The organism is uncultured Nocardioides sp., from assembly GCF_947489365.1.
In the GTDB taxonomy this organism is placed as follows: domain Bacteria; phylum Actinomycetota; class Actinomycetes; order Propionibacteriales; family Nocardioidaceae; genus Nocardioides.
This window is the reverse complement of the sequence record NZ_CANLDB010000001.1, coordinates 258,211-281,454: the sequence shown is the minus strand read 5'-3', so window position 1 is coordinate 281,454 and position 23,244 is coordinate 258,211. Positions and strand designations below refer to the sequence as shown.

Below are 23,244 nucleotides of genomic sequence, written 5' to 3'. Positions count from 1 at the left end.
CGCAGCCTGAGGACGCCGAGTCGGCACGTCTGCGCAGTCTGAGGACGCCGAGTCGGCACATCTGCGCAGCTCAGCAGGCTCGAGCCGAGCCGAACGGCAGCGCCGTGACCGCGTTCGGGCCGACTCGGCGCCCCTGAGGAGTGCGTTCGGGCCGACTCGGCGCCCCGAGGGATGCGTTCGGGCCGACTCGGCACCCCTCAGGAGTGCGTTCGGGCCGACTCGGCGTCCCTGAGCCGTGCGTTCGGGCCGACTCGGCGTCCCTGGGGAGTGCGTTCGGGCCGACTCGGCTCCTAGGGGGCGGAGTCGACGAGGTGTTGCAGGGACGCCGCGAGGGAGAGCAGGAGGTTCTCGCGGGTGATGCCGCGAGGGTCGGCGGTCCAGCCGAGGACGACCTCCTCGACCATGGCCGACCAGCCGCGGGCCATGAGGCGGGCGCCGGGGGTGTCGGGGACGGTCCGGCCGTCGTCCTCGTCGAAGATCCGGTCGGTCATCGCCGCCAGCACCTCGTCGTGGATGGCGCGGACGGTCGGGTTGCCGCTCGAGGCGCCCTTCACCAGCGACAGGTAGCTGTCGTAGTGCTCGACCACGTAGCCGACGTACGCGTCGACGGAGGCGAGCAGCCGCTCGACCGGGTCGCCGGTGGCCGGCGGCGCGGTGCGCTCGATGAGCTCGTCCGCCACCCGTCGTACGACGGCCTCGTGGAAGGCGTGCTTGCCGCCGAAGTAGTGGTACAGCAGCCCGCGGGACACCCCGCCCTCCTCGGCGAGCACCTCGACCGACAGCTCCTCGACGGAGCGGGTCGCGAGCAGCCGTACGCCGAGGTCCAGCAGCTGCGCGCGCCGCGCCTCGGGTGCGAGGCGGGCGCGACGGCCGGCGTGCGTGGTGGCGGACACATCTCCACCCTAACTGTTGACGCTCGTTCAATAACGCCCCTACCGTCGTGCCATGACCGACACCACGCTCAGCGGCCACGTCGACCACCTCGTGGTGGGCGCCGGGTTCGCCGGCCTCGCGATGGCCATCAAGCTCGACGAGGACGGCGAGCGCGACTTCCTCGTGATCGAGAAGGGCCACGACGTCGGCGGCACCTGGCGTGACAACACCTACCCCGGTGCGGCGTGCGACGTCCCGAGCCAGCTGTACTCGTACTCCTTCGCGCCGAACCCCGACTGGTCGATGTCGTTCTCGCCCCAGCCGGAGATCCAGGCCTACATCCGCCGGGTGGCGCAGGAGTCGGGCACGCTCGACCGCTTCCGCTTCGGCGTCACGATGCTCGAGGCGACCTGGGTCGAGTCCGAGCAGCACTGGCGGGTGTCGACCGACGCCGGCGAGCTCACGGCGACCACCCTCGTCTCGGGTGCGGGTGGCCTCTCGGAGCCGCGGCTCCCCGACATCGAGGGCATCGAGTCGTTCGCCGGACAGACCTTCCACTCCGCCCGCTGGGACGACTCGGTCGACCTCACCGGCAAGCGGGTGGCCGTCATCGGCACCGGCGCCTCCGCGATCCAGATCGTCCCCGAGCTCGCCAAGGTCGCGGGCCACCTCGACGTCTACCAGCGCACCGCGCCCTGGGTGATCCCCCGCAACGACCGGGAGTACACCGCCGTCGAGCGGTTCGCGTTCCGCCACCTCCCGGGCATCCAGAAGGTCTACCGGACGGCGATCTACTGGGGCCGCGAGTGCTACGTGCCCGCGTTCACCAAGGAGCCCCGGCTCGCCGCCCCGGCGCAGGCCCTCGCACAGGCCAACATCGCGCGGGCCATCAAGGACCCGGAGCTCAAGGCCAAGGTGACCCCGGACTACCGCATCGGGTGCAAGCGGATCCTCATCTCCAACGCCTACTACCCCGCCCTGGCCTCCGACCACGTCGAGCTGGTCACCGACCGGATCGCGCGGATCACGCCGACCGGCGTCGTCACCGCCGACGGCGCCGAGCGCGAGATCGACGTCCTCGTCGTCGCCACCGGGTTCCACACCACCGACCAGCCCATCTCCCACCACATCCGCGGGCGCAGCGGGGAGACCCTCGGCGCGACGTGGGCGCGCAACGGGATGGCGGCGTACAAGGGCACGACCGTCCACGGCTTCCCGAACTTCTTCCAGATCGTCGGGCCGAACGTCGGGCTCGGTCACAGCTCGATGGTGTTCATGATCGAGTCGCAGGTCGCCTACATCCGCGAGGCGATCGCCACGATGCGCCGCGACCGGTACGCCGCCCTCGAGCCGCGCGCCGACGTCCAGGAGCGCTACAACGCCGACCTGCAGGACCGCATGGAGGGCACGGTGTGGTCCGCCGGCGGGTGCGCCAGCTGGTACCTCGACGACCACGGCCGCAACACCACGCTGTGGCCGCGGGCCACCTTCACCTTCCGCCGCCAGACCGCCGCCTTCGACGTCGCCGCGTACGACGTCGAGGCGCCCCGCACCGACCGCACCGACCGGACCACCACCGAGGAGATCCCCGCATGAAGACGCTCACCGACAAGGTCGTCGTGATCACCGGCGCCGGCTCCGGCATCGGCCGCGCCCTCGCCGTCGAGGTCGCCAGCCTCGGTGCCCAGGTGGCGGTGTCCGACGTCAACGAGACCGGGCTCGCCGAGACCGTCGAGCTCGCGAAGGCCGCCGGCTCGCCGCTGGTGCACGCCGCACGCCTCGACGTGGCCGACCGCGCCGCCTTCTCGTCGTACGCCGCCGCGGTGCGCGAGCACTTCGGCCGGGTGAACGTCGTCGTCAACAACGCCGGCGTCACCATGACCGGCGACTTCCTCGACACCACCCCCGACGAGTTCGACTGGATCATGTCCATCAACCTCGACGGCGTGATCACCGGCACCCGCGAGTTCCTGCCCGACCTCATCGCCTCCGGCGACGGCCACCTCGTCAACATCTCCTCGCTGTTCGGCCTGATCAGCGTGCCCGGACAGACCGGCTACAACGCCTCCAAGTACGCCGTGCGCGGCTTCACCGAGGCGATCCGCGAGGAGATGCTCGTCGGCGAGCACCCGGTCGGTGTCTCCTGCGTCCACCCGGGCGGCATCAAGACCGGCATCTCCCGCAACGGCCGCAAGACCCTCGGCAGCGACGCCGAGGCCATCGACGTCCTCTTCGAGGAGAAGCTGGCCAAGATGGAGCCGGCGCGGGCCGCGCAGATCATCGTGCGCGGCATCCTGCGCGACAAGGCGCGGGTGCTGGTCGGGATCGACGCCCACCTGATCCACCACGCCGCCAAGACGGTCGGCTCGCGCTACCAGGACGTCACCGCCCGCCTGACGAAGCGGATGATGCCGGCCCGTCGGGGCTGATCGACCGACGCACGGACCGGGTCCGCCGCGCCCGCCCCGCCGTCCGGGAGGATGGCCGGGTGACGCTGCCGGAGCGGGTGCGGGTGCGGATGGCGAAGTGGGACGGCTCGCCGCACTGGACCTACGAGACCGTCGTCCTCGGCGAGGACGAGCACGGGCTCTGGCTCGGCAGCGCCGTCGGCACGCGCTTCGAGCGACCCGGCGCGTCGTACCTGCAGACCCGGCCGCGGGTGCACCTCGTCGGTGACGACTGGTGCCTGCCGTCCTTCCAGGCCCCCGGCACGCCGTACGGGGTGTACGTCGACATCAGCACGCCCCCCGACCTGGACGACGGCGAGCTGCACGCCTTCGACCTCGACCTGGACGTCGTCCGCGGCGCGTCGGGACGCACCTGGGTCGACGACGAGGACGAGTTCGCCGCCCACCGGGTCGCGCTCGCCTACCCGCCCCTCGTGGTGGCCGCCGCCACGGAGGCCTGCGAGCGGGTCCACGCCGCCGTGGCGGCCCGCCTCCCGCCGTACGACGGCACGGCGGCGGCCTGGCTGGAGCGGCTCGCTCATGCCGGGGGCCCGTCCTCCGCCGGCTCGTCGGGCCGGTAGTCGGCCCGCACCGACCGTGCGCGGAAGGGTCCGACCAGGCGCGGCCCGGACAACCGGTTCTCGAGCCGTCGCGCCTCGCGCTTGAGGGGCTGCGCGACGTACTCCCCCAGGATCACCGCGGACGCGATGGCCAGGGCGACGGTGATGGCCGTGATCATGGACAGCAGGCCCGAGGACACCATCTCGCTGTCCTCGGTCAGCAGCGACAGGCCGCGGTAGATCGACAGGCCCGGCAGCAGCGGGACGACAGCCGGGACGGCGACCACCAGCGGGGGGACCCGCACCCTGCCCGCGACGCCGAACGCGACGAGCCCGACCACGAACGCACCGATCCCGGTGGCCAGCGGCCTCGACGACGTCGCCGAGAACACCACCTGGTTGACGCCGAACGCGACGGCCGCCATCACCCCGATCGGCGCGATGGCCCGCCACGGGGCGTAGCAGGCGACCGCGAACGCCGCGGCGCACACGGCCGCCCCCGGTGCGGTGACCAGCAGCTGCTCGATGGAGGTGCGCCCGGGGATCAGGCGCTCGGGGGCCAGCCCGACGACCTCGGTGACGGTCAGGCCCGCGCTGACGCCGACGATGATGCCCGCGGTCGCGAGGATCGCCTCCGTGAGCCTCGCCCCCGCGGTGATGTAGAAGCCGGACAGCGCGTCCTGCAACGCCCCCATGAAGCCGATGCCGGCGAGCAGCATGATGATGTTCGCGGTGACGACCAGCGAGGGGTCGATGTCGCCACTGGCGCTGGCGGCCAGGATCGCCAGGATCGCGGCGAAGCCGCCGCCGGCGACCTGCTGGTAGAAGTACGGCAACCGGCGGCGCGCCATCACCAGCTGCAGCCGGTCGATGCCGATCGCCGCCACGAAGGCACTGCCCATCACGGGCAGGTCGCCGCCGAGCTGCAGCGCGACCCCGGCGCACATGACGCCCCAGGCGAGCGTGATCGCCCAGCGCTTGGTCGTGTGGCCGGTCGAGGTGATCCGCGCGAGCCGGCTGCGGGCCTCGGCGGGGTCGACGCGGTCGAGCAGGATGTCGCTGACGAGGACGTCGACGGAGGTGAGGTCGGCGTAGTCGATGTCGCGCTGCTTGACCTGGCGCATCACGACGATCGGCGCGACGTACGGCTCCGGCTGGGTGCTCATCGACAGCGACGTGAACGTGACGTCGATCTCGGGCTGCCGCACGCCGTAGTGGATGGCGACGGACTGCATCGTGGCCGTCACGTCGGCGGCGCCGGCGCCGCTCGACAGGAGCATCTCGCCGATGCGCAGCGACAGGTCGAGGACCTGGGTCGTCGTGCGGTCCACGGTGCGGTCGACCTCGATGGGGAGGGTGTGGTCGGGGGGCTGCGGGGCGTCGTTCCGGGTGTCCTGCGGGGTGTCCTGCGGGGTGTCGCGGTCGAGCCGGTGGTGCGTGTCGAGCATGGGTCAAGCGTGACAGTCCTGGGGGCCCCGGAGCCAACCGACGCGGCCGTCCCCGGCGCACGGTGACACGACGCACACGGGCGGGTTCAGGGACCGTCGGTCGTGCTCCCCGGCGGGGTCATCTCGAGGCGTACGCCGAGCAGCCGGACCTTGCGCAGCGACCCGTCCTCACGTCGGGTCGGGACCCGGTCGAGCAGCGACACGGCGGCCTCCAGCAGCACCTCGGCCTCCGTGCTGGGCTCGGGCAGCTTGCGGATCCGGGTGAACGTCGTGAAGGGCACGAACCGGATCTTGAGGCCCACCCGGGCGACCGCGCGTCCCTCACCCAGGACGTCCTCGCGGGCCCGCGCGACGAGCTCCGCGAGACCGGCGTGCACCTCGTCCAGGGTCTCGAGGTCGACCTGGTACGTCGTCTCGTGGCCGTGGCTGACCGCGACCCGCGGGGTGTCGTCGACCGGGGAGGTGTCGACCCCCCGGCCCATCCGCCGCAGCCACGGGCCGGTGCTGTCGCCGAGCCGCTCGGCGAGCACGTGGACGTCGGCGGCGCCGAGGTCGGCGACGGTACGGATCCCCAGCTCGCCGAGCCGGCGCGCCCACCCCGGGCCGATCCCCCACAGCGCGTCGACCGGCCGGGGCCCCATCACCTCGGCCCAGTCGGCGCTGACCAGCCGGCCCACCCCGCGGGGCTTGCCGAAGGACGTCGCGAGCTTGGCCTGCAGCTTGTTGTCGCCGACGCCGACGGAGCAGTGCAGCCGGGTCGCGCCAAGGACGGCGGTGCGCACCGCGTCGGCGTACGCCACCGGGTCGCCGAGGCCGTCCGCGGTGGCGACGGACGGTCGCGGCGCGAGGAAGGCCTCGTCCCAGCCCAGCACCTCCAGGACGACGGGCTCCCCGCCCCAGCGCAGGGTCCGCAGGGTGTCCATCACCTCGACGCTCGCGGCGTCGTACGCCGCGTGGTCGGCGGCGAGGAACACCGCGTGCGGGCACTTGCGGGCCGCGACCCTCAGCGGCATCCCCGACGACACGCCGTGCTCCCGGGCGGCGTACGACGCGGTCGCGACGACGCCCCGCTCGGTGGGGTCGCCGCGTCCCCCGACGACCACTGGCAGCCCGGCCAGCTCGGGGCGGCGGCGGACCTCGACGGCGGCGACGAACTCGTCGAGGTCGACGTGCAGGACGGGGCCGCCGGGTCCGACCCGGCCGACGGGGCCCGCCCCGCCGGGGCTCACCGCTCCCGCTCCGCCATGGGCGGGATGGCGTCGGTGGCCTCGATCGGGGTCATGCCGGTGAGCACGAGCAGGTCGGCGACGACCGAGCGCATCTGGGCCAGGACGACCTCGGCGGACAGGTCGCCCGTCCGCTCGACCTGGGACGTCGCCGCGCCGATCGTGATCAGGCGCTCCCGCAGCTGCAGCGGGGCGCCCTCCGTCAGCAGCTCCCCCGCCGTGACGTCACAGGCGTCGGCCAGCTCCCGGCACAGTCCGGCGTACGCCGTGGGCAGCCGCGACCCCCGGTGGGCGGCGACCGCGGCGCGACGGACCAGCACCCGTGTGCTGCGCAGCGCCCGGTCGATGGGGTCCACCAGCTCCGCGATGTGCTCCAGGCCCGGCCGGTGCCGGTTCCGGAAGGGCGACACCTTGACCACGGCGAGGCCCTCGTCGGAGGCGCTGCGCAGCTCGCGCACCAGGTGGTCGGTGTCGCGGGCGTCGGCGAGCAGCGCCGTGGCCGGGCCGTCGTCCCCCGAGGTCATCACCTCCGAAGCGGCCCGCAGCAGCCGGCCGACCTTGCGCAGCACCTCCCCGGCCTGGAGCCGCGGTCGCCGCAGCGGCGCCCGCGGCACCACGGTCGCGGCGACCAGCGCCACCGCCCCGCCCACGAGGGCGTCCACCCACCGGGTGAAGCCCGCGGAGACGTCCGCCGGCAGCAGGGTCGCCACGATGATCGCCTGCACCGCGGCCTGGTTGACCAGCAGCGGGCTGCCGTCGAGCAGCAGCGCCGCCGACATCGCGAGCGCGACGATCAGCCCGACCTGCCAGGCGCCGGCGCCGACGACGGAGACCAGGAGGTCCCCGACGAGGACGCCGACGGCGACCCCGACCGCGACCTCCCCCACGCGGCGCAGCCGGTGGCCGTAGGACGTCCCGAGGCTCAGGACCGCCGCGGCGGGGGCGAAGAACGGGTTCGGGTTGCCGAGCAGGTCGGCGGCGATGAACCAGGCCACCGCCGCGGCGATCGCGCACTGCCCGACGTGCCACCACTTCGCCCGCCAGCGGCCCACCCCCGCGCGACCCGAGTCACGCCCGCGCGCTCCCCAGTCCCGGGCCCGGCCCAGCGGTTCCATGCCGCGATCGTGCCAGAGGCGGCCGCGGGCGGGTCACCGCCGGGCGTCGTACCGCGCCCAGTTGATCGCGGTCTTGGTGGCCCCCAGGTCGCGGTACCAGACCCGCACCTCGGTGCGGCAGCGCACGCGGGCGACCTTGGTGTCGTACTCGCCGCACTCCGCCATCGACTCCGACGTCGTCGGCGGGTGCAGGGCGGTGCCGTCGTGACGGTGGACGGTGAAGCCGTTCGCGGCGTCCCCGGTCACCTTGACGATGGTGTGCCCCGGGGGCCGCCACGAGCCGGTGGCCGACGGCTCGTCCGCCGCGGCCGCTCCGGTCAGGCCGACGATCGCGCCGACGAGCAGCCCCGCGGTCGTGGCCACCGCGGTGAGGGTGGTGCGTCCCATGTCTGTCTCCTCCGTGTCGGCCCCGCCGGGCGGTCCGGCGGGGCTGTCGTGCGGAGGACGCTAGGAACGTTCGACCCCTCCGTGGGGGCCTCGGACGGGGGCCTGTGGAGCACTCGTACGACCCGGCGCCTGTGGACGTCGTACGGCGTGCCGCGACCCACCGAGCTGGTCGAGCAGCCGACGAGCGCAGCGAGTCCGTCGTGGAGACCCCCGTGCTCGGCAACGGAGGCGATCACTGTCGCTCACAGACAGCGATCGCCTCCGATGTCAGGTGGCACCGCCGGTCGCCTCGCCGGGTCTCGACGACGCGCGCTCGCCGGGGCTCGCGAGCTGCTCGACCAGCGGTGCGCGCGCTCGCTCGCATGCTGCTCCCCCACCGGGCATCCCAGGTGGTCGAGCAGCCGACGAGCGCAGCGAGTCCGCGTCGTCGAGACCCCGGTGCGCGCCGCCTCAGCGGGCGCGGGTGACCGTGAGGGTGCGGTCGGAGCAGGAGTCGGCCCGCGAGATGAGCGCGCTGCGCTCGGCGCTGTCGACGCTGAGGCGCCAGCGGACCTTCACCGCGGTGTACTCGAACACGTAGCGGCACTGCTCGCGTCCGGGCTGCCAACCCGCCGGGTCGGAGTCGGACTTGGAGGAGTTCGACGAGATCGTCACCCCGACCAGCGAGCGGTAGTCGCCGAGGTCGTTGGCGAAGGCCTGGCGGGTCGAGGAGTCCCAGCTGCGGGCGCCGGAGTCCCAGGCCTCGGCCAGCGGCACCATGTGGTCGACGCTGATGTCGGAGGCGCTCGTGCGGGACACCCCGTCGTAGTAGGAGAACCAGCGGCCCCCGGTGAGCGAGCAGCCCGAGCCGACGGTGGGCCGCTCCTCGGCCTCGCTGATGAGGACCTCGCGGCGGGCGTCGCAACCGTCGCCGTCGGCATCCACCCAGTGGCGGAACAGGTCCCGGTCGTAGCCGGTGCGGACCTCGGTGGCCACGGCCAGGTCGCGCACCGCGGTGCGCAGAGGGGCGGAGTACGTCTCCGCGGACGCCGAACGCGACGTGTCGGCGGACACGGCCGGGGCGGCAGCGGGGCCGGCGAGCAGCGCACCGGCGAGGACGGCGAGGGCTGCGGCGCCCGCGGACAGGGTGGGGCGGAGGGACATGAGGGGCTCCCGAGAGTGGAGGGCGGTCGGCGACACCCTGCCCCAGCGCCGACGCCGACGGGAGGTGCGACGGCGTACGCCGGGGTGGATCAAGGGTTTCCCCTCGGACGCCGCGACCTCGCGGCGAGCCGGTGGTGTCCCGTTGGTGAACAGACGTTGACCGAACACCTCACACGCCCTTGTGACGGTCACCACTGGCGCGCGATGATCGACGGAGGTCCCGTCCCTTCCCCGCACAGGAGCCGCCCCGGTGGTCACCCCGCTCGACCCCACGTCCCTGGCCTTCCTCTTCGCGGAGAACAGGGCGATGCCGATGCACGTCGGCGGTCTCCAGCTGTTCGCGAAGCCCGAGGGCGCCGGTCGCTCCTACTCCCGCGAGATGTACGCCCAGCTCCGCGAGGAGGAGGAGATCGCGCCGCTGTTCCTGCGCCGTCCGCACCGCTCGGCGGCGACGGCCGGGCAGTGGGTCTGGGAGACCGACGACCTGTTCGACATCGACTACCACGTCCGCCACTCGGGGCTGCCGAAGCCGGGCCGCATCCGCGAGCTCCTGGAGCTCTGCTCGCGCCTGCACAGCACCCGCCTGGCGCGGGAGCGGCCGCTGTGGGAGGCGACCCTCATCGAGGGTCTGCGCGACGGCCGGATGGCGCTGCACACCAAGATGCACCACGCCCTGGTCGACGGGGTCGCGGCGTCGCGGCTCGTCCAGAGCACCCTGTCCACGGATCCCGACGAGCGTGACATGCCCGCCCCCTGGTCGGCGGCGAACCGTCGCCGCCGGAAGCCCACGGAGTCCTCCGGCGGTGGTCTCGCCGAGGTCCCCGTCGAGGCGCTGCGCACCGCGTTCGCCCTCAGTGCCGAGGCGGCCGGCATGCCGAGCGCCTTCGTCCGGACGCTGGCGCGCGGCCTGAAGAACGACACCTCGGCGATCTCGCTCCACGCGCCGCACACGATCTTCAACCAGAAGATCACCGGCTCCCGGCGCTTCGCCGCGCAGGACTGGTCGATGGAGCGGATGAAGGCGGTCGGCAAGGCCACCGACACCACCCTGAACGACGTCGTCCTCGCCATGTGCAGCGGCGCCCTGCGGTCCTACCTGCTCGAGCAGGACGCCCTCCCGGACCGGCCGCTGGTCGCGATGGTGCCGGTCGGGCTCAACGCCAAGAAGGTCCACCAGGCGTCCGCCGACGGCGGCAACGCCGTCGGCTCCGTGATGGTCCAGCTCGGCACCGACCTCGCCGACCCCGAGGACCGGCTGGTCTCGATCCACCGGTCCATGCAGGACGGCAAGCAGGCGCTGTCGTCGATGACGCCGGCGCAGATCGTCGCCATGACCGCGGTGGGCCTGGCGCCCGCGATCGTCACGCCCATGCTGCGGATGCACAACATCGTGCGGCCGCCGTTCAACGTGATCATCTCCAACGTGCCGGGGCCGAAGGAGACGCAGTACTTCAACGGCGCCCGCCTCGACGGCCTCTACCCGCTCTCGATCCCGATCCACGGCATGGCGCTGAACATCACCTGCACGTCGTACGACGGCAACATGGGCTTCGGCGTCACCGGGTGCCGCCGTACCGTCCCCAGGCTCCAGCGCCTGCTCACCCACCTGGACGACGAGCTGGCGTCGCTGGAGAAGGCCGCCGGCCTGTAGCGGGGTCCGGGTGTCGGTGGGGCGGTGCGGGGGAACCACCAGGGCATGGTCGCCGCCCGCCTCGTCATGCCCCACCAGCTGTTCGTCGAGCACCTCGACGCTCCGAAGGACGGCGACGGGACCCTGATGGTCCTGGTGGAGCCCGACCTGTTCTTCCGCCAGTACCGCTTCCACACCCACAAGCTGGTGCTGCACCGGGCGAGCATGACGGTCTTCGAGGCCAAGCTCGCCGACGCCGGCTTCACCACGGCGTACGTCGCCAGCGAGGCCGACCACGGCACGAACGACCAGCTGGCCGCGCTGCTGACCGACCGGGGCGTCACCGAGGTCAGCTGCTTCGACGTCGTCGACGACTGGCTCGAGCGCGACCTGCGCCAGGTCGTCGGCAAGGCGGGCGCCGAGCTCGAGATCCTGGAGACCCCGGGCTTCCTCACCACCCGCGAGCAGGTGCTGGACCAGTTCGGTGACAAGCAGCCGCGGATGTACAAGTTCTACGAGTGGCAGCGCCGCCGCCTCGACATCCTCATGGACGGCGACTCCCCCGTGGGCGGCAAGTGGTCGTACGACGCCGACAACCGCAAGTCGCTGCCGAAGGACCTGGAGATCCCCGCGATGCCCCGGGTGCAGCGACGCCCGGAGGTCGCGGACGCCGTTGCCTGGGTCGCCGAGGAGTTCGCCGACAACCCGGGCGACCCCGAGCAGTTCGCGTGGCCGGTCACCCACGAGGTCGCGGAGCGGTGGCTGAAGCGGTTCTGCGCTGACCGGCTCGAGCTGTTCGGACCCTACGAGGACGCGATCGCCGCCGACGAGACCTGGATCTTCCACTCCGCCCTGTCGCCGCTGATCAACACCGGGCTGCTCGACCCGCGCCGGGTCGTCGACACGGTGGTCCGCCACGCCCAGGACCACGACGTACCGCTGTCGAGCCTGGAGGGCTTCGTGCGGCAGGTGATCGGCTGGCGCGAGTACATGCGCGGGGCGTACGTCGCCCGCGGCCGCGGGATGCGGACCCGCAACATCCTCCACCTCTCGCGCAGCCTCGACGAGGGCTGGTGGACCGGCGACACCGGCCTCGACCCCGTCGACCGCGTCATCGAGCGGATCCTCGAGACCGGCTACGCCCACCACATCGAACGGCTGATGATCCTCGGCAACGCGATGCTGCTGCTGCGCATCGACCCCGACGAGGTCTATGAGTGGTTCATGGAGATGTTCGTCGACGCCTACGACTGGGTGATGGTCCCCAACGTCTACGCCATGAGCCAGTTCGCCGCGGGCGAGCTGATCACGACGAAGCCGTACGTGTCGGGCTCGAACTACGTCCGCAAGATGAGCGACTTCGGCAAGGGCGACTGGGCGACCGCCTGGGACGCCCTCTACTGGCAGTTCGTCGACGACCACCGCGACGGGTTCACCTCGAACCCGCGCACGGCCATGACCGTCCGGACCCTCGACAAGATGAAGACCGAGAAGCGCGAGGCGCACGCCGAGGAGGCGAAGCGCTGGCTGCAGGGCTGACAGCGACGCCCTGAGCCTGCACAGACGTGCCGACTCGGGCTCTCCTGCTGGTCGTGTGGGCCGCGTGGTCCGATCACGGTCGGGAGCCGTGGTCGCGTTACTCCGTGACGATGTGCACCCTCCGCCTCGCGACCCCGTCGACCACGTCGACCACCGGCGCGCCACACGCGCGTGGCGCCGCCACCCTCGACGCGAGGACCCCCAGGGTCGGCTGCACGAACGCACACACGTCGACACCCGGCGAGTTCCCTCGCCGCCTCACACCGCACCAGGCCGCACCGGCGCACCCACTGACGAGGCGAACTGTGTCCCTTCGTGCAGCCTCCAGCCGACCCGACGTCGTACAGGTGCGCAGACGTGCCGACTCGACGCCCTGAGCCTGCGCAGACGTGCCGACTCGAGCACCTCAGGCTGCGCAGAGGTGCCGACTCGACGCCTAGGCGTCCGGGGGTGGGAGGGCCTGGGGGTCGCTGCCGGAGCGGGTGGCGGAGTCGGGGGCCGGGCGGCGGGGGCGGCGGGGGCGGCGGGGGCGCAGGCGCTCACGGCGGGCGGCGCGGCGGGTGCGCTCCTGCTCGGGGGTGACGCGCTTGTCGAGGTCGGCGCGGGCGACCAGCTCGGCGAGGGGCGGCGTGCCCTCGGCGGCGGGCGGGTGGACCGAGACGGGGTCGTCGCCGGACAGCACGACGTAGGCCGCGACGCCACCGGGGGCGACGCGGAGCACCGAGCCGTCCTTGAGGGTGTCGGCCTCGGTGAACGCGTGACGGCGGTGCCGGGCCAGGGTCACCCGGGCGGCAGCGGCGTCGGCCGCCTTGCGACCGCCGTTGTCCCAGGCGAGCTTGGCCTGGGGGCCGTACTTCACGGCGAGGGTCGCGCTCCGCTTGGCGATGCGGGCGGCTCGTCCGGCGTCCATGCGCCGAGGTTACTCGTCCGTAACCCAGGGCCGGTGTGACCCGTTGCACCTCGTACCGACCCGTCTGGAGGCTCCCGTGAGCTCACCGCTCCTCGTCCGCTCCGCCCGCGCTCTCCTCGGCGGCGTGCTCGCCGCCGGCCTCCTCGCCGCCGCTCCCCCGTCGTCGTTCGGCGCCGTGGGCACCGCGCCGGAGCCGCGGGCCGGGGTGACCGTCCGGAACGGGTGCCTGGACTCGGTCGGGGACACCGAGACCCCCGCCCCGGTGTCGATCTGCTACTCCCTGTTCCGCCCGGCCGGCGCCACGGCGCGGACCCCGCGGCCCGTGATCATGCACAGCCACGGCTGGGGCGGCTCGCGGACGACGGACTCGGCGGCGTTCGAGCCCTTCCTGTCCCGCGGGTACGCCGTCCTGTCGTTCGACCAGCGCGGGTTCGGCGAGTCCGGCGGCAAGGCCCACGTCGAGAACCCCCGCTACGAGGGCCAGGACGTCAAGCGCCTCGTCGCCCTGCTCGCCGGCACGCGGTGGATCCGCCAGGACGGTCCCGGCGACCCGCGGATGGGCGCGATCGGCGGCTCGTACGGTGGCGGCTACCAGTACCTCGGCGCCTTCGACGCCCTCCGTCGCCGCGGCAAGCCCGTCTTCGACGCGCTCGCCCCCGAGATCACCTGGTGGGACCTGCGCCGCTCCCTCGCCCCGGACGGCGTCGTCCGCACCGAGTGGGCGCTCGCGCTGTCGGCCGCGGGGGCGAACGACGTCCCGCAGGAGGTGCTGGCCGGTCTCGCCCTGGGCGCCGCCGAGGGTGAGCTGCCCGACGGCGACCCGGCCGGGCCCGACCTGGTGTCGTTCTTCGCGAAGAACGGGCCGAGCTACCACGTCGCGCAGGGACGCCGGCTCGACATCCCGGTCCTGGTGGGCCAGGGCGCGACCGACAACCTCTTCCCGCTCGAGGAGGGCCTCACCACGTTCGCCCGCGCCCTGACCCCGGCGGCGAAGCGACGCAGCCTCTTCGTGGGCTACAACGGCGGCCACACGCTGCCGTCGCTCTTCCCGGCCGGCGTGGGCGTGGCGGGCGACCCCTGCAGCCGGGGGCTCGCGGGCGGGACGTTCCAGGACCTGACGGTGCGGTTCTTCGACGAGCAGCTGCGGGGCCGGGACACCGGGCTGCGGGGGTACGGCAAGTACCACCTCGCGACCGCCGCCCCCGGTGGCGCCCGCTGCACCACGGTGTCGGGCGTGCAGGCCGACCGCACGGTGCGCCTCGACGGGCCGCTGGCCACCACGACGGCCGCGGGGGTGCCGGTGACCGCCGAGGTCGCCCAGGGCCCGCTGCGGATCGCCGGCAAGCCCTTCGTCACCGCCGACCTCACCGCGCTGGGCGTCGGGAACCGCGCCTTCTACGCCCTCGCGGTCGGCACGTCACCGGCCGACGCGAAGATCGTCCAGAACAACGTGCTGCCTGTCTCCGAGCCGTCCCCCGTGACCGGCGAGCCCCGCCGGATCAGGCTGCCCGCGGTGGCGGTCGACGTCCCGCGCGGGCAGAACCTGTACCTGCTCGCCACCCCGACGTCCGACCTGTTCGCCGGCATGGGCAGCCGGACACCGGGCGTGGTCTCGCTGGACGACGTCCGGGTGCACCTGCCCGTCGTCGGCGGGCGTCAGGGCGGGGCCTGAGCTAGATCCATCCCATGCGGCGTGCCGTCGCGGCGGCGTCGTGCCGGTTGGCCGCACCGAGCTTCATGACCGCGCTGGACAGGTAGTTGCGCACCGTCCCCGGCGACAGGGAGGCGCGGGTGGCGATCTGGTCGACCGGGGAGCCGTCCGCGGCAAGCTCGAGGACGTCGGCCTCACGCGGGGTCAGCGGGCTGTCGCCGGCGCTGATCGCCTCCGCCGCCAGCTCGGGGTCGACGTGCCGCCCGCCGCCGTGGACGCTGCGCACCACCGACGCGAGCGTCTCGGCCGAGGTGGTCTTCGGCAGGAACCCCTTGACGCCGGCCGCGAGCGCGCGCTTGAGGTAGCCGGGCCGCCCGTGGCTGGTCACGATGACGCAGCGGCAGTCCGGCAGCGACGACGCGAGCCGCTCGGCCACCGAGATGCCGTCGGGTCCGGGCATCTGCAGGTCGAGGACGGCGACGTCGGGCCGGGCGTGGGCCGCCTGCGCGAGGGCCTCGTCGCCGGTCGAGGCCTGCGCCACCACCTCGATGTCCTCCTCGAGGTCCAGCATCTGGGCCAGCGCGACCCGGATGAGGTTCTCGTCGTCGGCCAGCAGCACCCGGATCGTCCCGCTCACTCCGCCCCCTCCGTCAGCATGCGTACGACGAACCCGCCCTCGCCCGGCCCGGCCTCCAGCCGCGCGCCGAGCGGGCGCAGCCGCTCGGCGAGCCCCACGAGGCCCGAGCCCGGTGCCGTGTCGCCGGGGGGCTGGGACGTGCCCCCGTCGTCCGCGACCCTCAGCCCGGTGGAGTCCCAGGTGATCGCGACCCGGCTCGCCGTCGAGTGCCGCAGGACGTTGGTGACCGCCTCGCGGACCACCCAGGCAGCGGGCTCGCGCCAGCGCTCGGCGACGTCGTCGACGGCCACCTCACCGGTGATCCCGGCCGAGGCCAGCAGGGACCGGGCACCCTCGAGCTCGGTGTCGAGGTCGGTCTCGCGGTAGCCGCGGGCGAGCTCGCGGGCCTCCCGCAGCGCGTCGTGGGCGACGGACCGGACCTCGAGCATCGTCTCGGCGGCGCGGCCGTCGCCGCGGCGGGCCAGGGACGAGGCGAGCTCCGCCTGCACGGCGATGGTCGACAACCGCCGCCCCATGACGTCGTGGACGTCGCGGGAGAAGCGGAGCCGCTCCTCGGCGACGGCCAGGGCCGACTGGGCCTGGCGGGCGCGCTCGAGCTCGGCGATCACGCCGTACAGCCACAGGGAGGAGCGGATGGTGAACATCATGAACAGCCCGTAGGCCAGGCAGACCGCCGTGATCGGGACGGAGCCCGTCGCGAGGAGCGGGACGCCGGCGAGGGCCAGGGCCAGCACGGTCGAGGCCCGCCGGTCGCGGAGGCCGCCGGCCGCGAGGGAGGCGACGACCGTGACCACGATGAGCAGCGGACCGGCGAGCGGGGTGATGACCAGGGCGGTGACCGCGGCGACGGCCGTGGCGGCCGCGAGACCGCCCAGGCTCCGCCAGGGCAGGGGGCCGGTCCGGGGGTGGAGGGCCATGACGTCGCGCAGCGCGACGGTCCCCGCGGCGGTGCACGCCACCGCGACGACCACGGTGACCAGCGCCTCGGCGGTCGAGACCGGCTCCGCGACCGACGCGACGCCGGCCAGCGCGAAGAAACCCGGGACGATCCACAGGAGCCAGTAGAAGGACGTCCGCAGGTACAGGTCCGCCCGGCGGACCTGGCTGACGTCCCGCCAGCGCGGGAGCCGCCGGGACACCGAGCCCGCGGCGGACGCCGACGAGGAGGTGGCCGTGGTGCTCATCGGTCCACCTCCTCGTCGGTCGTCGTACGGCGGGTCAAGCCTAGGGTCCGTCGGGACCCGGCGGGCGTCAGTGGCGGGGCTCCCAGCGCATCGAGCGCTGCGCCAGCACCAGGGCCAGGACGGCCCAGGCCACCATGACCAGCGTCGGCTCGGCCGACGCGGCCCAGGTCTCGCCGAACGACAGCGCCTGGTCGCCGTCCACGCCGAGCCAGCCGATGCCGACCAGCGACTCCATCGCGGCGCCCGGGGTGAACTCGACGACGCGGGCCGCGCGGTCGGGGAGGACGGGCGCGATCGAGCCCAGGATCGCCAGGAAGATGACCGGGAAGCTCGTCATCTGCGCGGCCTCGGCGTTGCGGGTCCAGGCGGCGGTCCAGAAGCCGAAGGCGCTGAACATGACGATCCCCAGCAGGACCAGGACGGCGTACACGACGACGTTGGCGGGCATCGGCGCCCCGAGGGCCAGCGCGACCGGGACGGCGATCGTCATCATCACGGCGGCGATCCCGGCGCCCGGGAGGGCGAGGGAGGCGAGCAGCTCGAGGTCGCTCACCTCGCCGGTCCGCATCCGCTTGAGGACCAGCTCGTCGCGGCGGGTGACGGTCGCCGACAGCAGGTTGTAGAAGACCGGGAAGAGGAAGGCCATCAGCAGGGCCGAGCTGAGGCCGGTCGACACGAGGGCCTCGTTGCCGCGGTCGCCCAGCAGCAGGGCCAGCGGCAGCAGCGGCAGGACCAGCGCGTAGCCGGCGGTCAGCTTGTTGCGCATCAGCAGGGTCAGGTTGGCGCGCGCCAGGCCGAGGACGCGGGTGGTGGCGCTGGGCGTGCGCCCGGTGGCCGGGGTGGGTGCGGTGGTGGTGCTCATCGGGCGACCTCCAGGTCGTGGTCGGTGTCGCTGTCCGCGACGGCCGGCTCGGACGGCGCGTGGCCGGAGTCGGCGATGGACAGGAAGACGGACTCGAGGGTGGCCGTGCGGGCCACCAGGCCGGGCAGCGTGACCCGCTGGGCCTCGGCCCAGGTCAGCAGCGCCGTCAGCGTCGGCTGCAGCTCGGGGGCCGCGATGACGGTGCGCGTGTGGCCGACGTCGACGCGGGCGCCGGGCAGGTCGGGCAGCGGCGTCGTGACGTTCTGGAACTCGATGTGGGAGGGGTGGCCCTCGACGATCTCGGCGGGCGTCCCCTCGCGCACGATCCGCCCGGCGTCCATGATCGAGATCCGGTCGGAGAGGCGCTCGGCCTCCTCGAGGTAGTGCGTGGTCAGCAGCACGGTGGCACCGCCGTCCCGCAGGTCCTCGACGAGACGCCACACGCGGCGCCGGCTCTCGGGGTCCAGGCCGGTGCTGGGCTCGTCGAGGAACACGAGCTCCGGGTGTCCCATCAGGGTGCAGGCCAGGTCGAGGCGGCGCTGCTCGCCACCCGAGAGGCCGGACACCTTCACGTCGGCCCGGTGGGTCAGGTCGAGCATCTCGAGGGACTCGGGCACGGACCGCGGCGAGGAGACCGTGCTGGCCCACATGCGCAGCGTCTCGGTCACGGTGAGGTCCGCGGCGAAGCCGCTCCTCTGCAGCAGCACCCCGGTACGCCGGCGCACGCGGCGGCGGTCGGCCACCGGGTCCATCCCCAGGACGCGCACCTCGCCGCCGGTGGCGGGGGCGAGGCCCTCGATCACCTCGAGCGTCGAGGTCTTGCCGGCGCCGTTCGTGCCGAGCAGGGCGGTGATGGTGCCGCGCTCGACGGTCAGGTCGAGCCCACGGACCGCCTCGAAGGCGTCCTTGCCGGAGCCGTAGGAGCGCCGCAGGCCACTGACCTCCACGGCCAGGTCGTGGTGTGTGTTCGTCATGTCCACCAGACTGCCGCTGCTCCGGCCCCGCGGTCAGTGCCTGGCGTCATCGGTCCGGCCGCGTCCCTCACCGGTCGGGCATGACACGTGTCATGTCGGTGCCCTCCCACCGGTGGTCGAGCGGCCCGCGAGCGCAGCGAGCGCGCGTCGTCGACACCCGGTGAGCACCCCGGTCCGGTGCCGGGATCTCGTGGCTCGGGCCTGGCGGCCCTCACACCTCGATCTCCGGCAGCGCCCACCGGTGGTCGAGCGGCCCGCGAGCGCGCGTCGTCACCTCACCCCGGAGGTCGAGGTGCGAGGAGCGCAAGCGACGAGCCACGAGACCCGGTGAGTAACGCCCCGGTCCGGTGCCGGGATCTCGTGGCTCGGGCCTGGCGGCCCTCACACCTCGATCTCCGGACCCCACCCAGCCGGTCGAGCAGCCCGCGAGCGCAGCGAGCGCGCGTCGTCGAGACCCGGCGAGCACCCCGGTCCGGTCCCGGGAGGGCGCGCTGGGGTCAGCGGGTGGGGGACGTCGTGGTGGGGCTGGGGAGGCGGGTGGTGGGGGTGCGGGTGGGCGACTCGGACTCGGTGGGGGTGTCCGACGGGTCCTCGGAGGGGTCCGCCGTCTGGGTGTCGTCGGTCTCGGTCGGGTCGTCGGACGGCTCGGTCGTCGGATCCGTCGTCGGCTCGTCGGACGGCTCCTGGGTCGGGCTCTGCGAGGGCGACGGGGAGCGCGAGGGGTCCTGCTCCGGCTGCTGGTCGGTGTCGTCGCCACCGCCGCGGAAGGTGCGGCCGAACGACGTGCCGCCGTCGCGGTCGCTGCCGCCGGTGTACGACGACACCGTGCGCCCGCCGATGACCTCGAAGGAGGTGAGCAGCACCATCGCGATGACGAACAGGCCGGCGGAGGCGAGGAGGACCCGCTTCCACGGCAGGATCGCGAGCCGCTCCTTCAGGGTGAGCCCGTCGCTGGTCGCCTCCTCGGCGGCCGGGTTGGCCGCCTCCTCGAGCTCAGCCTGGGCCTCCTCGAGCTGCTGCTCGGCGTCCTCCAGGGCCTCGGTGACCTCCTCGGCGGCGGCGTCCGTCGCCGCCGGGTCGACAGCGGCGTGGGCGCCTGCGGAGGTCTCCGGGCCGGTCCCGCCGTCGGCCGTGGTGCGTCGTACCTGGGCGATCTGCTGGGTCGCCGCGGACACCTTCTCCAGGGCGACGGTCTGCGCGACGGCGACCTTCTCGGTGCCACGGGCCAGGCCGGTGCCGTAGACGCTGGTCGCCAGGGACACCACGACGCTGCCCAGCGCGGCGCCGATCAGGGTCCCGGCCGCTCCGAGGGTGGACAGCAGGACGGCCGACGACACGGCCGCCAGGGCACCCGCGACGACCTTGACCCAGTCGACCTCCAGGCGTGGCTTCTCGGTCTCGCTCATCGTCAACCGAGTATGGCGACCCGGACCCAGCCCGCAAGCCAGGGGGTGGGGGCCGGGTCGGCTCTCAGCCCTGGATGCCCGGGACGAGCTCGAGCACGATGCCGAGCTCCGCCGCCATCGCGTCGAGGTCCTCCGCGGTGGGGCAGTCCTCGTCGAGGGTCGAGGTGATGTCGGAGGCGTCGAGGCCCTGGGCCTCGAGCCACACGGCGGTGTCCTCGTAGGTCAGGCCCTCGCAGGCCACGGGGGCCTCGGGGGTCGGCTCGGGGCTGGGCTCGGGGCTCGGCTCCTGCGTGGGCGGCTCGGTCGGGTCCGGGACGGCCGGCTCCGTGGGCTCGGTCGGCTGCTCGGTCTCGGGCTCGGTCGGCTGCTCGGTGGGGGGCTCGGTCGGGTCCGGGACGGCCGGCTCCGTCGGCTCCGTCGGCTCCGTCGGCTGCTCGGCCTCGGGCTCGGTCGGCTGCTCGGTCGGGGGCTCCGTCGCGTCCGGGCCACCCGGGGCAAGGCGCCGGCCCTGCTTCCCGTCCCTCTCGGCGACGGCCTTCGTGCCCCGGACCGCCACGACGTTGGACTCCCCGCCCGCGGCGTACGACACCTCGACGCGGCGCCAGCGGTACTTCGTGGTCACGGCGGGCTTCACGACCGCCGTGTGGACGCCGTCCGCGTCGACCTCGACGGGCGCCCCGGTCAGGTCACGGAACGCGTTGCCGCGACGGGAGGCCTGCAGGACGAGGGGCTCGCCGGTGCTCTTACCGGCCCCGGCGCTGCGGCCGACCAGGGTGGTGCCGTCGGGGGTGCGCCTGCCCACGGTCATGGAGGTGAGGACCGACACGCCCTCGAAGTCGAAGGAGGAGGTGCCGACGCGGAAGCGGTCGAGGGAGAAGTCCCCGCCGTCGCAGCCGAAGGCGAAGCCGACCCGCGCCGGTCCGTTGCCGAACCGGGTGGCGGCCTGGGCGAGGCTCAACGAGCCGCCGCGCGTCGAGCCGGCCACGGGGGCGAACGTACGACGGCTGCGCTCGGTCCAGGTGAAGGTCGCGGACGCTGCGTCGCTCGTGGCCCAGCCGGCGCCCGTCGCCAGGCGGGTCGTGCCCAGGAAGGCGCCACCCTTCGCCGGGAACAGCCAGACGTAGGCGAACCCGTCGGCACCGCCCTCGGACCACACGCTGATGTCCATCGGCCCGATGTTCCTCAGGCTCGGGACCGCGGCCTGCGGGCCGGCGCCGGTGCCCGCGGAGGTCGTGAAGCCCGTGCTGCGGTTGCCGTTGGGGCTGCCGGGGATGTCGCGGACCAGCGCCTGGGGCGCGACGCCGCCGTCCCAGCCGTAGCAGCCGGCGTAGGCGAACCCGGCGTCACCGGGGAAGGTCAGGCCCTGGACGACCGAGCCGGAGGTCTCCGCCGGGGCGGCGAGGCTCGGTGTCGGTGCCGCGACGGCGGACTGCGGCGCGGCCAGCGCGGCGCCTCCGGCGGCGGTCGCGCAGAGCGCGACCAGCAGGCGTCGGACGGTGCTGCGCAACGACATGGATCTCCTCGGTGAATGACGCCCCCAGGCGACCGTGCTCCGGCGGGGGCGTCGCCAAACATTCCACACGAGTAAAGGTGGTCCCGTCCACGGAATCACCACAAGTTGAGGAAGCGGTCGGCGAACTCCCCGCAACCATACGGTTTCAACCGCTCCGGTCGGCCACCAGCGTCTCGACGGCGAACCGGGCGGCGTGGTCCTCGAAGACCCGCCCGTGGCGCAGCATCGCGTGCTTGCCGCCCTCGACGTCCACCATCTCCGCGTCCGTACGACGGGCCCGCAGGTCCGTGACGACCCGGCGGGCGCGTCCGGGGTCGGCGATCCGGTCGTCCGTGCCGTGCACGACCAGCACGCGGCGGCCGGCGAGGTCGGTGCGGCGGGCGTCGTCGGCGTACACCCAGGGGTTGAGGGCGACGACGGAGACGACGTCGTCGGCGGCCCCGGCGAGCAGCGCCGCGCGGCCCCCGAGCGAGTGGCCCACCAAGCAGGTCGGCAGCCTCGGGCCCTGCTGGGCGAGGTGCCACAGGGCCCACTCGACGTCCTCGACGGGTGTGCGGTCGGGGTCCCAGCCGCGGCTCGAGTTGAGCAGGCGGTGCACCGCGAGGTCTCGCCGCCCGGCGCGGGCGACCCGCCGCGCGACGGGGATCATCCGCACCACCGACAGCTGGGTCGTGCTGGTCGGGGGGTGCCCGGGCCGGTCGGCGCCGCCGTGCAGCACCAGCACCCGTCCCGTGGGTCGGGCCGGAGAGGCGACCTCGACCAGCCGTGCGCGTCGGGGGTCCACGACCCCCAGGTTCCCCGACCGCGCCAACACCGTCGTCGCGGACCCGGCAGACCCGTCTGGGACGCTGCCGTCATGCGGTTCGTGGGCGTCGACCTCGCGTGGGGCGAGCGCAACCGCACCGGGGTCGCCCGCCTCGACGGCGACGGGGTCCTGCTCGACGTCGTCTCGGTCCGGACCGACGCGGAGGTCGTCGACGCGGCAGCGCTCGGGCCCGACGAGGCGTGCGTGGTCGGCATCGACGCACCGCTGGTGGTCACGAACCCGACGGGCACCCGCGGCGCCGAGACCTCGCTCAACCGGGACTTCCGTGCGTTCGAGGCCGGCGCCCACCCCTCCAACACCGGGCTGGCGGTCTTCGCCGACGGCCCCCGGGGCGGCCGGGTGGCCGACGCGCTGGGCCTCACCCCGTGGCCGGCCCCGCCGTCCACCGTCCACCCCGGACCGCCCGGTCGTCGGGCCGTCGAGGTCTACCCCCACGCCGCCTCCGTGGCGCTGTTCCGGCTCGGCCGGACGCTGAAGTACAAGCAGAAGCAGGGCCGCGAGCTGCCGCAGCTGCGCTCCGAGCTGCTGCGCCTCACCACCCTCCTGGAGGGCCTCGCCACCGCCGACGTGCCCCTGCGGCTCGCGGGCAGGGAGCCCTGGGAGGGCCTGGTCGCCGCCGTCGAGCGGGCGCCCCGCAAGAGCGACCTGCGCCTCGCCGAGGACCAGGTCGACGCCGTCCTCTGCGCGTACGTCGCCCTGCTGGTCGACCGGGCACCGGGGACGCTGACGCAGTACGGCGACCCCGCCCAGGGCACCGTCGTCACGCCCACGCTGCCGACCGATCTCGAGCCCGACCGGGCACCGCGCGGCAGCCGGCGGAACAGTCGGCGCTGACTGCACGACCCTCGCCCCTGGGGACGCAGCCTCGTGGCGCTCGACAGCGCCCGTCATGATGGAGCACGTCCGTGTCCCG

Annotated in this window: 21 protein-coding genes; 7 read left to right on the top strand and 14 right to left on the bottom strand. The window is 73.9% G+C overall.

The features are described from left to right. Positions 1-290: 290 nt before the first annotated feature. Positions 291-893, bottom strand: a complete 603-nt coding sequence (locus tag Q0858_RS01365; protein ID WP_299050261.1) for a TetR/AcrR family transcriptional regulator — start codon at positions 891-893, stop codon at positions 291-293. 52 nt (positions 894-945) lie between these two features. Here Q0858_RS01365 and Q0858_RS01360 point away from each other — a divergent pair, with 52 nt between their 5' ends. Genes Q0858_RS01360 through Q0858_RS01350 form a run of 3 tightly spaced genes read left to right on the top strand, consistent with a single transcriptional unit; the run spans position 946 to position 3,901 of the window. Next, entirely contained in the window at positions 946-2,469 is a 1,524-nt protein-coding gene (locus Q0858_RS01360) for an NAD(P)/FAD-dependent oxidoreductase (protein WP_299050259.1), read from the top strand. Further along, positions 2,466-3,302 (top strand): SDR family NAD(P)-dependent oxidoreductase, encoded by an 837-nt coding sequence (locus Q0858_RS01355; RefSeq protein WP_299050257.1) that lies wholly within the window; start codon positions 2,466-2,468, stop codon positions 3,300-3,302. The genes Q0858_RS01360 and Q0858_RS01355 overlap by 4 nt, the downstream gene beginning before the upstream one ends. Positions 3,303-3,361: 59 nt before the next feature. After that, positions 3,362-3,901 carry a DUF402 domain-containing protein gene (locus Q0858_RS01350; protein WP_299050256.1) on the top strand — a complete coding sequence of 180 codons (540 nt, stop codon included), beginning with the start codon at positions 3,362-3,364 and terminating at the stop codon, positions 3,899-3,901. On the opposite strand, the gene Q0858_RS01345 is transcribed toward Q0858_RS01350, so the two are convergent. From Q0858_RS01345 to Q0858_RS01325, 5 genes are all read right to left on the bottom strand, one after another. Next, positions 3,859-5,328, bottom strand: a complete 1,470-nt coding sequence (locus Q0858_RS01345) for a threonine/serine exporter ThrE family protein (protein ID WP_299050254.1) — start codon at positions 5,326-5,328, stop codon at positions 3,859-3,861. The two genes, Q0858_RS01350 and Q0858_RS01345, sit on opposite strands and share 43 nt — an antisense overlap. 86 nt (positions 5,329-5,414) lie before the next feature. Then, entirely contained in the window at positions 5,415-6,557 is a 1,143-nt protein-coding gene (locus Q0858_RS01340) for a DNA polymerase IV (RefSeq protein WP_299050251.1), read from the bottom strand. Next, entirely contained in the window at positions 6,554-7,669 is a 1,116-nt protein-coding gene (locus tag Q0858_RS01335) for an FUSC family protein (protein WP_299050248.1), read from the bottom strand. The genes Q0858_RS01340 and Q0858_RS01335 overlap by 4 nt, the downstream gene beginning before the upstream one ends. Before the next feature lie 33 nt (positions 7,670-7,702). Further along, complete coding sequence (locus Q0858_RS01330) at positions 7,703-8,056, bottom strand: hypothetical protein (RefSeq protein ID WP_299050246.1); 354 nt, start codon at positions 8,054-8,056, stop codon at positions 7,703-7,705. Positions 8,057-8,506: 450 nt separating this feature from the next. Then, positions 8,507-9,199, bottom strand: coding sequence for a DUF1524 domain-containing protein (locus Q0858_RS01325; RefSeq protein ID WP_299050243.1), 693 nt, complete (start codon positions 9,197-9,199; stop codon positions 8,507-8,509). A 250-nt stretch (positions 9,200-9,449) separates the two neighbouring features. Between Q0858_RS01325 and Q0858_RS01320 the strand changes: the two genes are divergently transcribed. Together Q0858_RS01320 and Q0858_RS01315 are read left to right on the top strand one after the other, a co-directional pair. Further along, positions 9,450-10,850 carry a wax ester/triacylglycerol synthase family O-acyltransferase gene (locus tag Q0858_RS01320; RefSeq protein WP_299050241.1) on the top strand — a complete coding sequence of 467 codons (1,401 nt, stop codon included), beginning with the start codon at positions 9,450-9,452 and terminating at the stop codon, positions 10,848-10,850. Between the two features lie 24 nt (positions 10,851-10,874). Further along, positions 10,875-12,368, top strand: a complete 1,494-nt coding sequence (locus Q0858_RS01315) for a cryptochrome/photolyase family protein (RefSeq protein WP_299050238.1) — start codon at positions 10,875-10,877, stop codon at positions 12,366-12,368. A 436-nt stretch (positions 12,369-12,804) separates the two neighbouring features. Here Q0858_RS01315 and Q0858_RS01310 read toward each other — a convergent pair whose 3' ends face one another. Continuing rightward, positions 12,805-13,278, bottom strand: coding sequence for a hypothetical protein (locus Q0858_RS01310; RefSeq protein ID WP_299050236.1), 474 nt, complete (start codon positions 13,276-13,278; stop codon positions 12,805-12,807). 76 nt (positions 13,279-13,354) lie between these two features. Between Q0858_RS01310 and Q0858_RS01305 the strand changes: the two genes are divergently transcribed. Then, positions 13,355-14,950 (top strand): alpha/beta fold hydrolase, encoded by a 1,596-nt coding sequence (locus Q0858_RS01305; RefSeq protein ID WP_299050233.1) that lies wholly within the window; start codon positions 13,355-13,357, stop codon positions 14,948-14,950. A gap of 1 nt (position 14,951) precedes the next feature. Here Q0858_RS01305 and Q0858_RS01300 read toward each other — a convergent pair whose 3' ends face one another. The 7 genes from Q0858_RS01300 to Q0858_RS01270 form a co-directional block, all read right to left on the bottom strand. After that, positions 14,952-15,566 (bottom strand): response regulator transcription factor, encoded by a 615-nt coding sequence (locus Q0858_RS01300; protein ID WP_299050231.1) that lies wholly within the window; start codon positions 15,564-15,566, stop codon positions 14,952-14,954. Further along, entirely contained in the window at positions 15,563-16,750 is a 1,188-nt protein-coding gene (locus tag Q0858_RS01295) for a histidine kinase (protein WP_299050229.1), read from the bottom strand. The genes Q0858_RS01300 and Q0858_RS01295 overlap by 4 nt, the downstream gene beginning before the upstream one ends. Before the next feature lie 67 nt (positions 16,751-16,817). Beyond that, positions 16,818-17,612: an ABC transporter permease gene (locus tag Q0858_RS01290; protein ID WP_299050228.1), complete on the bottom strand. Its 795-nt coding sequence runs from the start codon at positions 17,610-17,612 to the stop codon at positions 16,818-16,820. Beyond that, positions 17,609-18,586, bottom strand: a complete 978-nt coding sequence (locus Q0858_RS01285; RefSeq protein ID WP_299050225.1) for an ABC transporter ATP-binding protein — start codon at positions 18,584-18,586, stop codon at positions 17,609-17,611. Before Q0858_RS01285 ends, Q0858_RS01290 begins: the two co-directional genes overlap by 4 nt. Positions 18,587-19,083: 497 nt before the next feature. Next, positions 19,084-19,992, bottom strand: a complete 909-nt coding sequence (locus tag Q0858_RS01280) for a hypothetical protein (protein WP_299050223.1) — start codon at positions 19,990-19,992, stop codon at positions 19,084-19,086. 64 nt (positions 19,993-20,056) lie between these two features. After that, the gene (locus Q0858_RS01275; protein ID WP_299050222.1) at positions 20,057-21,505 is read right to left on the bottom strand and encodes a hypothetical protein; all 1,449 of its coding nucleotides are present in this window, start codon (positions 21,503-21,505) and stop codon (positions 20,057-20,059) included. A gap of 145 nt (positions 21,506-21,650) precedes the next feature. After that, positions 21,651-22,289, bottom strand: coding sequence for an alpha/beta fold hydrolase (locus tag Q0858_RS01270; protein ID WP_299050220.1), 639 nt, complete (start codon positions 22,287-22,289; stop codon positions 21,651-21,653). Positions 22,290-22,361: 72 nt separating this feature from the next. On the opposite strand from Q0858_RS01270, the gene Q0858_RS01265 reads away from it, so the two are divergent. After that, complete coding sequence (locus Q0858_RS01265; protein WP_299050217.1) at positions 22,362-23,165, top strand: DUF429 domain-containing protein; 804 nt, start codon at positions 22,362-22,364, stop codon at positions 23,163-23,165. Positions 23,166-23,244 lie beyond the last annotated feature (79 nt).